This window comes from Flavobacterium tibetense (assembly GCF_003293845.1).
Taxonomy (GTDB): Bacteria; Bacteroidota; Bacteroidia; order Flavobacteriales; family Flavobacteriaceae; genus Flavobacterium; species Flavobacterium tibetense.
In genome coordinates this window covers 1-11,642 of the sequence record NZ_QLST01000002.1, presented here as the reverse complement: position 1 = coordinate 11,642, position 11,642 = coordinate 1, and the positions used below count along the sequence as shown (strand labels likewise).

Sequence of the window (11,642 nt, the reverse complement as noted above, 5' to 3'; positions counted from 1 at the left end):
AATGAAATACGCAAAAAACATATTAGAAACCATTGGCAACACGCCATTAGTAAAACTAAACAAAGTAACTGCCGAAATTGATGCTTTGGTACTAGCTAAAGTAGAAACCTTTAATCCAGGAAATTCTGTAAAAGACAGAATGGCCGTAAAAATGATTGAAGATGCCGAAGCCGACGGACGTTTAAAACCAGGTGGAACCATCATCGAAGGAACTTCAGGGAATACTGGAATGGGCTTAGCATTGGCTGCCATTGTGAAAGGGTACAAATGTATTTTTGTGATTTCTGACAAACAGTCTAAAGAAAAATCAGATATTTTACGTGCTGTTGGAGCAAAAGTAATTGTTTGTCCAACGGATGTGGAGCCAACCGATCCACGTTCGTACTATTCCGTTTCAAAAAAATTAGGAGAAGAAATTCCAAATTCTTGGTACGTAAATCAATACGATAATCCAAGTAATGCCATTGCGCACTACGAACAAACAGGACCAGAAATTTGGGAACAAACCGAAGGTAAAATCACGCATTTTGTGGTTGGAGTGGGAACTGGTGGAACTATTTCTGGTGTGGCTAAATATTTGAAAGAAAAAAATCCAAATATCAAAATTTGGGGAATTGATACTTATGGTTCCGTATTCAAAAAATACCATGAAACCGGAATTTTCGATGAAAACGAAATTTATTCGTACATCACGGAAGGAATTGGAGAAGATATTTTACCTCAAAACGTAGATTTTTCATTAATCGACGGTTTTACAAAAGTTACTGATAAAGATGCAGCGGTTTACACCAGAAAAATTGCTTTGGAAGAAGGGATTTTCGTTGGAAATTCAGCTGGAGCTGCTGTAAAGGGTTTATTACAATTAAAAGAACACTTCAAGCCAGACGATGTAGTGGTTGTTTTATTCCATGATTCTGGAAGTCGTTATGTTGGAAAAATGTTCAACGACGATTGGATGCGCGAAAGAGGCTTTTTGGAAGAAGAAATCACAAAAGCAGAAGATTTAATCAAAGAACATATTGACAAACCATTAGTTGTGGTTCGTACGGAAGAGTTAGTTTCGCACGCTATTGAGCGCATGAGAAAATATAAAATTTCACAAATTCCAGTAATTGACGTAAACGGATTTGTAGGTTCAGTTGATGAATCGGATTTATTCCAAAGTTATATTTCAGATAAAAACACGGCTGAAAGACCTATTCGTGAAGTGATGGGAGCGCCATTCCCAATGGTTAGCAAAAATGCGAGTATTGAAGAAGTTTCCAAATTAATCACCAAAGAAAACCAAGCCGTTTTAGTAGATTTAGGAAACGGAAAACATCATATTATTACTAAACACGATATTATCAATTCGATAAAGTAAATCGCAATTTATAAAGCTGAGCTTGTTTACTTCATAAGTTCGCAAGCTCTTTTTTTTTTAATAAATAGATAAAAACAATTAGAAAGAATGATGTCATTTATAGCTTTTGTTTTACTTATAGTTTTCCTGAATTGTATTCCGTTTTTTATAAAATTCAGTTCTCCTAAATCGGAAAAACTAATTGGTAAATTGTTAGTTATTAACTCAATATTGTTTTTGACATTTTTTCTTTTTTCTTATAACGGATTTAGACTAAAAGGGCAATTTACTTTTAATATAATTGCGATTTTATTTATTTCTATTACAATATTTTATTTTGTGATTTTTAAAAACACAATATTTAAAGTATTAATAACCACTTTCGTTTTAACTCCTTTATTAGTTGTGAGCATTTTTACACTTTTATTTGGACAAAAATTAAAAGAATTTGATTTTGATAATAATAAAAAAATTATCGTTACAAATGGTGGTTTTTTGTCATGTGGCGAAATAGTTCATATCACAGAAACTCAATTTTTGATTTTTGACAAAGAAATTTACTATGAAAGTAGTCTGTGTTTACAAGGTATTGAAAAAATTGAAGTTGAAAAAAAGTATAATAGTCAGATTGAATTTTTAATCTATCATGATGGAAAGATGGATTCGGAAAATCCTTATAAATATGAATTTGATATTAAAAAAGAGTAGCAAAATTAATTTTTATTATGTCTATTTAGTATAAATTCGAATTTAATTACCAAAAATATTATAAGTAACAAATGAATAAAAAGAACTTTAAAGTCTTTAGGATTTACATAGTTAGTGTATTATGTATTGTCTGTTTCTTTTTATTAGAGAATACTACAATAATTCCTGAACTCGTTCAAATATCTGAAAAAGGTCGTTATAGTGGATTTCCAACATTTTTTCTCACGGGATTATTAAAATACGGATTATTAGCATTGGGAATTTTCAATATAATAATTATGACTTTTATAATATTCAGAGAAAAAAGAAGAAACCGATTAAATAAATAAGTTTTAGTTTCGAATGTGAAGTTTTATTAACCGCAAAGAGCGCCTAGAAATCGCAAGGAACGTAATTAAAATTTTCGCGAACTTTGCTTAAACCTTGCGAACTTTGCGGTTAAATTTTTTAAACTAGGCCATTACTCCCCAATCAAAACCCCAGAAACATTCCAAGAACTAAAACTGCTACCTTCGTTTGCTCCTTGTGGAATTTTTACTTGAATGGTGTGCGTCCCAACATCCAAATCACCCAATTCAATAAAAACAGGATTCGTAGCCGTTCCTGGACACCAATTGGCGCGACTCAAATCTGATGAAGACAAGCCATCATTAAAATTTCCAGAAGCAGGATTGAATAAACGATAACCGCCGCAATCTTGTCGCCAAGGTAAAAACGAGAATACTTCTTTTCCGTTTAAAAGAATCGTATTGCGTTTTAAAAGAAATTCATCGCCATTTTGCCAGCCACCGTGACCGGTTGTAATGTAACGCAATTGTGCATTTTTTACTTTTTTATCCAAAGTAAAGGTTACTTCCAAACCTTTTTCATGATTGAACATTGTGGCATATTCTTGACCCGCCATTTCCATTACATTGGTTGTATTAAATAAGGGAATCGAAACGGTATTGTTGTCCAAAATACTTTCACTGGGATGAACCGTGATATTCATGGAAATTTTATGTCCGCCTTTGTCGTAGTTGCCAATGAATGTACCAACATAAAGCGTTTTTCCTGATAAATTCGGTTTTAATTCCGAAATATCCATGCGATACGGCACAATTTCATGCCAATTTTTATCTTTCAACTGAATGTAATTGTACTGTTTGATACCAAATGGTGTGAAAAAACGCATCAGTTCAATAATTGGTGAATAATTTTCAGTCGCTACAACGCCTTGGTATTTTTTACCGTTTCCATTTTCGTAAATGGGTAAAACATTCGCACCATTTTGTAAACCATCAAAAAAGGATTGCTTTTTATCTTCTGGAATTACAAAAACCGAACCCGTTCTATCATAAGCATCACCATTCGATTGTTCCAATAAATCTAAAAACACTAATTCTCCTTTTTTCAATTCAGGGAAAGTTACTTTTTTTACGATAATTGTTCCATTAGCAAAACGAAAAATGCTATCATTCGATTTTGATTCCGACGAAAAATTCACCGTTTCATCTTTAAAAACAGGAATCGTAGTAAAACGACTTTTCCAAACCAAATCTTTATAGGAAAGTCCGTCAATAATAGTACTTGGAGTAGTAGTTTTTGCCAATAAATTCGATGGCGATTCATTTTTCAATTTTTCAATTTTGGTAGCGCTAATTACAAAATTCCCATTGCGAACCATTTCCAAAACCAAACCTAAATTTTGTCCTAAAACGGTTGGTGCTCCATGAATGTTCAATTCATTGGTATACCAAAGTTCAATCGTGTTCGAATTGATAATTGTTTTTGCTTTTTTACAGTTGTATCCCAAAATTTTCTTGGTTTCATCACTAAATTCAAAGCTTTGTTTTCCCAATGAAATGCTATCTAAAGTAGAAGTTGAAGCGTTTTTATTCAATTGTGTTGTTTGAAGAAGTGCATTTTTATCCCGTTTTACTAGGGTTTGTTCGTAAGGAAAATTACTTTTCTGCAAAATAGTGTATTCTGAAGTAATCAGCGTTTCATTGGAATTAGAAAAAATCCAAATGTTATCTTGGTTTTCTTGGAGTTTCCCGTTGTAACTTTTGGAATAACTTACTTTTATGGTGTTGTTGTTAGTTTTGGTTTTCTGTGCTTGAACAAGTATAAAAGTACTGATTAATAGGAAAGTGAAAATGTTTTTCATTGGAATAAATTTGGTTTACAAATATAATTTTTTTTATCTTCGTAATACTATTTTATACGCCATACAGATGAAAGAAGATTTTTTGCACCACCTTTGGTTATACAAACGCTTGGATATAACCCAACTCCAAACCACTACTGGAGAACACATTCAGATTTTACATTTCGGACATTATTTGCAATCGGCTGGACCGGATTTTTTCAATGCCCAATTGATTATTGGTGACCAAAAATGGGCTGGAAATATTGAAATGCATCTGAAATCTTCGGATTGGTATTTGCATAATCATCAAACGGATGTCAATTATGATAACGTGATTTTACATGTGGTTTGGGAACACGATATCGATGTTTTTCGGAAAAATAATGAAGCTATTCCTGTTTTGGAACTAAAAAACTATGTTTCGAACGAACAAATCAAGCAATACCAAAATTTATTTCGACCCAAATCATGGATTAATTGTGAAAATGAATTGGCTTCGGTAGATGAATTTCTTGTTCAAAATTGGCAAGAACGTTTGTTTTTTGAACGTTTGGAGCAGAAAAGTCAAGTGGTGAAAGATTGGCTGGTTGAAACGCAATACGATTGGGAACAAGTTACTTTTGGTTTATTATTTAAAAATTTTGGTTTGAATTCCAATGGTGCTCCATTTTTAGCAATTGTCAAAGAATTGCCTTTTTCAGTAGTAAGAAAAGAACGCGAGAATTTACAATGTTTAGAAGCGTTGTTTTTTGGAATTTCAGGATTACTAGAAAGTGATTTTGAAGATAATTATCCCAAAGAATTGCAGCGAAATTGGTGGTTTTTGAAACAGAAATACCAATTGAAAACAGTGAGTCAAGAAGTGCAATTTTATAAATTACGACCTGATAATTTCCCAACAATTCGATTGGCACAATTGGCCGCTTTATTTCATAAACAGCATTCGATTTTTCAATTGTTGATAGCAACTGCTAGTTTAAATGAATTACGAGAAATGTTTAAGGTTAGCGCATCAAAATATTGGGAAAAGCATTACCAATTTGACAAAGAAAGTCCAAAAAAAAGAAAACAGTTATCTTCTGAATTTATTGATTTGTTATTGGTTAATACTATTTTACCATTGCAATTTTCTTATGCTGATTATCAAGGAACAGACAAATCAGAAGATTTATTGGAATTAATAAAACAAGTTAAAGCAGAATCCAATGCAGTAATTTCAAAGTTCGCAACTATTGGAGTTTCATCAGAAAATGCTTTTCAAACACAAGCTTTATTGCAATTAAAGAAAATGTATTGCGAAATGAATCGGTGTTTGCAGTGTCAAATTGGAATTCATTTATTAAAAAATTAGTAGTAAATTTGTATTCTACAATATTGGTATGGTTAGAAGTTTATATCTTTTTTTTGAACGTCACGGATTTTATGTAGCTAGCCGACTTGCGGATAGATTAGGTATGCGCGCTTCTAATGTGCGTTTGTTCTTTGTCTATATATCTTTTATAACAGTGGGTTTGGGCTTTGGTTTTTACTTGACTTTAGCTTTTTTGCTTAAGCTAAAAGATATGATTTATACAAAAAGGAGTTCGGTTTTTGATTTATAATGCAACGAAAGTCCATATTTTTTTACTTTTCTTTTTTTTTTAGATACTTTTAGTATCTTTGAGCGATTAACAACCAATAAAATATTTTATGTCTGTAAAATCTGATGGGTGGGGATCTCGTGTTGGTCTAATTTTAGCAATGGCGGGTAACGCTGTAGGATTAGGTAACTTTTTGAGATTTCCCGTACAAGCTGTTCAAAACGGTGGTGGTGCATTTATTATTCCTTATTTAGTTTGTTTTGTTGTAATGGGTATTCCATTATTGTTTATAGAATGGTCTTCGGGTCGTTTTGGTGGACGTCATGGCAATCACAGTACACCATACATTTTAGATTCTATGGTGAAAGGAAGGATTCTGAAATACATTGGTGTTTTTGGAATTTTTACCAATATCGCTGTTGCAGCTTATTATTGTTATATTGAGTCTTGGACGATGTCCTATGTATATCATTCGATTGTTGGTACTTTCAACGGAATGAGTCAGGCTGAAGTAGCTGGGTTTTTTAACTCTTATGTTGATATTGGTCAATCTACTACAGGAATTCCGTATGAAGCGGTTGTATTTTATATCGTTTGTTTGGTTTTAAATACCTATATCTTATCTAAAGGATTAAAAGGAATTGAGAAAGTAGCCAAAATTGGTATGCCATTATTGATTTTCTTTGGAGTGCTTTTAGCCATTAGAGGATTAACATTAGGAACAAGCGGCGCTTCGGAAATTTTCCCTAATGCAAATGCTTGGGATGGTTTGAACTTTTTATGGACACCACAATATGAATCCTTATTAGATTTAAAAGTTTGGATGGCTGCTGCTGGACAGATTTTCTTCACGTTATCTGTGGGTATGGGAACTATTCATTGTTACGCTGCTTATTTAGAGGCCAAGGATGATATTGCTTTAAATGCTGTTTCAGCAGGTTTTATGAACGAATTTGTAGAAGTAGTTTTAGGAAGTTTAATTGTTATTCCAATTGCTGCTGGTTATTTAGGTTTGGATTGGGTTTTAGAAAATGCAGGATTTGGAATGGCATTTCAAACCATGCCTTATTTATTCCAACAATGGGGCGATGTGCTTTCAATTTTAGCTGGAGTTTTCTGGTTTGGATTGTTGTTCTTCGCTGGAATTACATCGTCATTAGCAATGGGAACACCTTGGATTGGTTTCATGAGAGACGAATTCAATTGGAATCAAACAAAAGGCGCTTGGTCATTTGGTGCTATGATTTTAATTTTAGGTATGCCAACTGTGATTTTCTTCCAAGAAGGTGTTTTTGATGAATATGATTATTGGGCAGGAACTGTAAGTTTAGTAGTTTTTGCAATGATGGAAACTATACTTTTCTCATGGGTTTTTGGAATGAAAAAAGGATGGAGAGAAATTACAAGTGGAGCAGATATCAAAGTGCCTAATGTTTATAAATACATCATTAAATATGTAACGCCAATTATGTTGATTGTTATATTTTTAGGTTCACTTTTCAAGCCATTAGATAATGATTGGTCGGGTAACTTTAGTAGCTTGTTCTCAGGTAACGGATGGTCGTTAGATAACGGTTCTATTATTAAAACAGTTACACATGCAGGAATTAAGCAACAGTTAGCAGCGGCAACAGATGTAGCAACTCAAACCGCTTTAAATGATAAAATGTTTTATATTAATATCGCAAGATTCTTGCTTTTAGGATTGTTTATCTTTATTAGTGTTTTAGTTTATGTAGCATTTCAGAAAAGAAGAAGAGAAGGAAGAGCGACAGAATAATAATTTAAAAAAAAGAAACATCATGAATACAGAAGCTTTATTAACAATGCTGATTACTCAAGGAATTGTAATTTCTTTTGCGGGTTATTTTTTCTATAGAGTTTTAACAACTCCGCCAAAACAAGAACCAGATTCTTTTAGCGAAAACGATAACGAAACAATAAGAAAAGAAGACTAATTTCTTATGATTCCAAATAAATTAAAATCCTACTTTTTGTTTTCTAGAGAACACAGAAGTGGGATTTTTTTGTTGATTGCGATTCTAGTAATTTTTCAAATTTTGATTTTTACTGTAAATTTTACGAATCTTTTTCAAAATGAAAGTGCGGATGATTTTACTTCCTCCCAATGGTTAGCTATTCAACATGAAATTGATAGTTTGAAAAAAGTAACGGAAGAAAAGAAATATGAAATAAAACCGTTTAATCCCAACTTCATAACAGACTATAAAGGCTATGTTCTAGGAATTTCTGTAGAAGAATTAAATCGATTACAAGCATTTAGAAACCAAGGGAAATATGTTAATTCAGCTAAAGAATTTCAACAAGTAACCCAAGTTTCAGATGAAGTTTTAAACAAGATTTCGCCGTATTTTAAATTTCCAGATTGGGTAAAAAATAAAAACAACTCAAAAGAAGGCAAACATTCGTTTTTTGAAAATAAAAAAGCGAAAGTTATTGTAAAGAAAGACATCAATTTAGCTTCAAAAGAAGATTTAATGGCGGTTTACGGAATTGGGGATAAAATTTCGGATATTATTTTAAAAGAGAAAGATAAATTTGGCATGTTTGCTTCATTAGAACAATTGCAGTTTGTTTGGGGAGTTTCGCCAGAAGCCTATGAAGACTTGCAAAAAAGATTTTTTATTGGTGAAAATTTAGAGTTGAAGAAAATCAATATCAATTCGAGTAATACAAAAACTTTAGCTGCTTTTCCTTATTTTAATTATGCCTTTGCGAAAGAAATTGTAACTTACAGAAGCATGCATGGAGAAATTAAAAAAATTGAGGATTTAACAAAAATTAATAATTGTCCACAAGAAAAATTAAAATTAATAGCCTTATATTTGGAGTTTAATTAAGAATAGACAATTTTACATTTAAAGCATTTTATTTCAAACTTATGAATTCAACATATTTTACAGAAGAACATCAATTATTTAGAGAGAGTTTTAGAGATTTTTTACAAAAAGAAGTCGTTCCACATATTGAAAAATGGGAAAAAACAGGAACAATCGAGCGCTTTATTTGGAAGAAATTTGGTGACATGGGCTTTTTTGGGTTAAATTATCCTGAAGCTTATGGTGGAATGAACTTAGATTTGTTTTATACTGTTGTTTTCTTAGAGGAATTACAAAAAATCAAATCATCTGGTTTTGCTGCAGCTATGTGGGCTCACGCTTATTTGGCTATGACACACTTAAACGCAGAAGGTGATGAAAGAATCAAACAAGAGTATTTAGCACCAAGTATTTCAGGAGATAAAATAGGTGGTTTGTGTATTACAGAGCCTTTTGGAGGTAGTGATGTAGCTGGAATGCGAACAACAGCAGTAAAAAAAGGCGATAAATACATTATTAACGGTTCAAAAACTTTTATTACCAATGGAGTTTATGCGGATTATTATGTGGTAGCTGCAAAAACGAATCCAGAACTTGGACATAAAGGGATTAGTATTTTTTTAATGGATACCAAAACCCCAGGAATTTCTGCTACAAAGCTAGATAAATTAGGATGGAGAGCTTCTGATACAGCCGAAATCGCTTTTGATAACGTTGAAATTCCAGTTGCCAATTTGATGGGTGAAGAAGGTAAAGGGTTTCCTTATATTATGCAGCATTTTGCTTTGGAACGCTTAATTATGGGGGTGAATGCACACGCAAGAGCTGAGTATGCCATTGAGTATACTATCGAGTATATGGGACAACGTGAAGCTTTTGGTAAAAAGATTAACCAGTTCCAGGCGTTACGTCATAAATTAGTAGAACATGCAACCGATATAGAACACTGTAAAGTTTTTAATTATGCCGCTGTTGCTCGTTTAAATAAAGGAGAATATGTAGTAAAAGAAGCTACAATGTCAAAATTAAAATCTACACAAGTGGCTGATGAAACCATTTACAGTTGTTTGCAAATGCTTGGTGGTTATGGTTATATGGAAGAATATCCTTTGGCACGATTGTTAAGAGATAGTCGCTTAGGGCCAATTGGTGGTGGAACTTCTGAAATTTTAAAAGAAATTCTTTCTAAAATGATTATTGATAATCAGGATTATAAGCCGGCGGTTAAATAGTAGTTTCTTATATGGAATATATTAAAGCATTTGAAAACCAAGATAGTAATTGTCTTGGTTTTTTATTTAAAAAATATTCTAAATTCCTGTTTGGTTTTAAAAATTATTTATACTTTTGCAACCTAAATGAAAGGGGGTGCCTAAATTATGTTAATTATACCAATTAAAGACGGAGAAAATATCGATAAAGCGTTAAAGCGTTACAAAAGAAAATTCGATAAAACAGGAACAGTACGTCAATTAAGAGCTCGTCAAGCTTTTATTAAGCCATCTGTTACTAATAGAATGAAAGTTCAAAAAGCAGCTTATATTCAAAGATTAAGAGATTCGATAGAAATCTAATATTTTTGAATTCAATTTATTAAACCGTTTTGTAATAAAGTTTATCTTTGTTACAAGCGGTTTTTTGTTTTTAAAACTATGGATAATAATGTAAAGGCGTATCAGGAGTATTTAATTAAGGAGAAAAATTATTCTGCTTTAACTGTAAATGCTTATTTGAATGATATTTTGGCATTTGAAATGTATCTAGTAAGTTATCATGATGCTATTGGTTTGAAAGATATCACATATGGTGTTATAAGAAGTTGGATTGTTTTTTTGGTAGAAAATAAAAACGCCAACAAAACAATTAATCGAAAAATTTCTTCTTTAAAGTCGTTTTATAAGTTTTTGTTAAAAATCAAGGAGATTGATGCGAATCCTTTATTGAAGCATAAATCTTTAAAAGTGCCCAAAAAAGTTCAAATCCCTTTTTCGGTTGTGGAAACCGTTGCGGTTTTTGAAGAGAATGATTTTCCAGATGATTTTGAAGGAATTCGAAACCGATTGATTATCGAATTGTTTTATACTACAGGAATGCGTCGTGCGGAGTTGATTTCTCTTACTATAAATAATATTGATTTTGCTAACAAAGCAATAAAAGTTATTGGTAAAAGAAATAAAGAACGAATTCTCCCACTTTTACCTTGTACGATTTCTTTATTGATGAAATACCAACAACTCATCAAAGCTACTTTTGAAAATTCAAATTCCGAGGTGTTAATATTGTCAAAAAAGGGAAATAAAATTAGTGAATCATTTGTTTATCGATTAATAAATGATTACTTTAGTAGTGTGTCTCAAAAAGTAAAAAAAAGTCCACATGTTCTTCGTCATACCTTTGCAACGCATCTATTAAATAATGGTGCTGATTTAAATTCGGTTAAAGAGTTGCTTGGTCACGCAAGTTTGTCATCAACCCAAATTTATACACACAGCAGTTTGGCGGAATTGAAGAAAATTTACGAAGGAGCACATCCAAGAAGTCAAAAATAATTTGTTTAACTAAACACTATAAGTATGAAAGTAAATGTGCATGCAGTGAATTTTACAATCGACAAAAAACTGGTTGATTTTGTTCAAGAACGATTAGCTAAATTGGAAAAATATTATGATCGAGTAATTTCTTCTGATGTTTTTTTGAAGTTAGAAAATACAAGTGATAAAGAAAATAAAACGGTGGAGATAAAAATTCTTGTTCCTGGAGACGAATTTATCGTAAAAAAAACAAATAAAACCTTTGAGGAAGCAGCTGATTTAGCTTCAGATGCATTGGAAAGAGTATTAGTAAAAAGGAAGGAAAAATTAAGTTCTCATTAAGAACTGAAAAAAAACACAAAAAAAGTTTTGATTAAAAAATAAATTATATACATTTGCAGTCCGTTAGAAATAGCGGACTTTTTTTATTGAAAGTAATTAAAAGCCGCCGGTGTAGCTCAGCTGGCTAGAGCAGCTGATTTGTAATCAGCAGGTCGTGGGTTCGAGTCC

12 protein-coding genes are annotated in these 11,642 nt (G+C 32.0%); 11 read left to right on the top strand and 1 reads right to left on the bottom strand.

From position 1 onward, the window contains the following. Position 1: 1 nt before the first annotated feature. Both DPN68_RS01760 and DPN68_RS01755 read left to right on the top strand, forming a co-directional pair. Entirely contained in the window at positions 2-1,363 is a 1,362-nt protein-coding gene (locus DPN68_RS01760) for a pyridoxal-phosphate dependent enzyme (RefSeq protein WP_113987879.1), read from the top strand. A gap of 216 nt (positions 1,364-1,579) precedes the next feature. Beyond that, positions 1,580-2,050 carry a hypothetical protein gene (locus DPN68_RS01755; RefSeq protein ID WP_133256550.1) on the top strand — a complete coding sequence of 157 codons (471 nt, stop codon included), beginning with the start codon at positions 1,580-1,582 and terminating at the stop codon, positions 2,048-2,050. Positions 2,051-2,510: 460 nt separating this feature from the next. Here DPN68_RS01755 and DPN68_RS01745 read toward each other — a convergent pair whose 3' ends face one another. Next, positions 2,511-4,199 (bottom strand): GLPGLI family protein, encoded by a 1,689-nt coding sequence (locus DPN68_RS01745; RefSeq protein WP_113987876.1) that lies wholly within the window; start codon positions 4,197-4,199, stop codon positions 2,511-2,513. Positions 4,200-4,266: 67 nt separating this feature from the next. On the opposite strand from DPN68_RS01745, the gene DPN68_RS01740 reads away from it, so the two are divergent. The 9 genes from DPN68_RS01740 (at position 4,267) to hpf (ending at position 11,474) form a co-directional block, all read left to right on the top strand. Beyond that, a complete protein-coding gene (locus tag DPN68_RS01740; RefSeq protein ID WP_113988080.1) occupies positions 4,267-5,532 on the top strand; it encodes a DUF2851 family protein in 1,266 nt (421 codons plus the stop codon). Between the two features lie 28 nt (positions 5,533-5,560). Further along, positions 5,561-5,782 carry a PspC domain-containing protein gene (locus DPN68_RS01735; protein ID WP_113987875.1) on the top strand — a complete coding sequence of 74 codons (222 nt, stop codon included), beginning with the start codon at positions 5,561-5,563 and terminating at the stop codon, positions 5,780-5,782. A gap of 88 nt (positions 5,783-5,870) precedes the next feature. Continuing rightward, on the top strand, positions 5,871-7,541 hold the full coding sequence (locus tag DPN68_RS01730) for a sodium-dependent transporter (protein ID WP_113987874.1): 1,671 nt from the start codon (positions 5,871-5,873) through the stop codon (positions 7,539-7,541). 22 nt (positions 7,542-7,563) lie between these two features. Further along, the gene (locus tag DPN68_RS13225) at positions 7,564-7,719 is read left to right on the top strand and encodes a hypothetical protein (RefSeq protein WP_164496734.1); all 156 of its coding nucleotides are present in this window, start codon (positions 7,564-7,566) and stop codon (positions 7,717-7,719) included. Positions 7,720-7,725: 6 nt separating this feature from the next. Beyond that, positions 7,726-8,622 (top strand): ComEA family DNA-binding protein, encoded by an 897-nt coding sequence (locus DPN68_RS01725; RefSeq protein ID WP_113987873.1) that lies wholly within the window; start codon positions 7,726-7,728, stop codon positions 8,620-8,622. 41 nt (positions 8,623-8,663) lie between these two features. After that, positions 8,664-9,833, top strand: coding sequence for an acyl-CoA dehydrogenase family protein (locus DPN68_RS01720; RefSeq protein WP_113987872.1), 1,170 nt, complete (start codon positions 8,664-8,666; stop codon positions 9,831-9,833). 147 nt (positions 9,834-9,980) lie between these two features. Beyond that, positions 9,981-10,175: a 30S ribosomal protein S21 gene (rpsU, locus tag DPN68_RS01715; RefSeq protein ID WP_113987871.1), complete on the top strand. Its 195-nt coding sequence runs from the start codon at positions 9,981-9,983 to the stop codon at positions 10,173-10,175. A gap of 78 nt (positions 10,176-10,253) precedes the next feature. Continuing rightward, positions 10,254-11,150, top strand: coding sequence for a tyrosine-type recombinase/integrase (locus DPN68_RS01710; RefSeq protein WP_113987870.1), 897 nt, complete (start codon positions 10,254-10,256; stop codon positions 11,148-11,150). Between the two features lie 24 nt (positions 11,151-11,174). Then, positions 11,175-11,474, top strand: a complete 300-nt coding sequence (gene hpf / locus DPN68_RS01705; protein ID WP_113987869.1) for a ribosome hibernation-promoting factor, HPF/YfiA family — start codon at positions 11,175-11,177, stop codon at positions 11,472-11,474. Positions 11,475-11,642: the final 168 nt, after the last annotated feature.

What these genes read in the sequence shown, in the direction of transcription:
- DPN68_RS01745 (WP_113987876.1), bottom strand. Translation starts at nt 4,199, where the DNA reads ATGAAAAACATTTTCACTTTCCTATTAATCAGTACTTTTATACTTGTT.
- hpf (WP_113987869.1), top strand. Translation starts at nt 11,175, where the DNA reads ATGAAAGTAAATGTGCATGCAGTGAATTTTACAATCGACAAAAAACTG.
- DPN68_RS13225 (WP_164496734.1), top strand. Translation starts at nt 7,564, where the DNA reads ATGAATACAGAAGCTTTATTAACAATGCTGATTACTCAAGGAATTGTA.
- DPN68_RS01735 (WP_113987875.1), top strand. Translation starts at nt 5,561, where the DNA reads ATGGTTAGAAGTTTATATCTTTTTTTTGAACGTCACGGATTTTATGTA.
- DPN68_RS01740 (WP_113988080.1), top strand. Translation starts at nt 4,267, where the DNA reads ATGAAAGAAGATTTTTTGCACCACCTTTGGTTATACAAACGCTTGGAT.
- rpsU (WP_113987871.1), top strand. Translation starts at nt 9,981, where the DNA reads ATGTTAATTATACCAATTAAAGACGGAGAAAATATCGATAAAGCGTTA.
- DPN68_RS01725 (WP_113987873.1), top strand. Translation starts at nt 7,726, where the DNA reads ATGATTCCAAATAAATTAAAATCCTACTTTTTGTTTTCTAGAGAACAC.
- DPN68_RS01720 (WP_113987872.1), top strand. Translation starts at nt 8,664, where the DNA reads ATGAATTCAACATATTTTACAGAAGAACATCAATTATTTAGAGAGAGT.
- DPN68_RS01760 (WP_113987879.1), top strand. Translation starts at nt 2, where the DNA reads ATGAAATACGCAAAAAACATATTAGAAACCATTGGCAACACGCCATTA.
- DPN68_RS01710 (WP_113987870.1), top strand. Translation starts at nt 10,254, where the DNA reads ATGGATAATAATGTAAAGGCGTATCAGGAGTATTTAATTAAGGAGAAA.
- DPN68_RS01730 (WP_113987874.1), top strand. Translation starts at nt 5,871, where the DNA reads ATGTCTGTAAAATCTGATGGGTGGGGATCTCGTGTTGGTCTAATTTTA.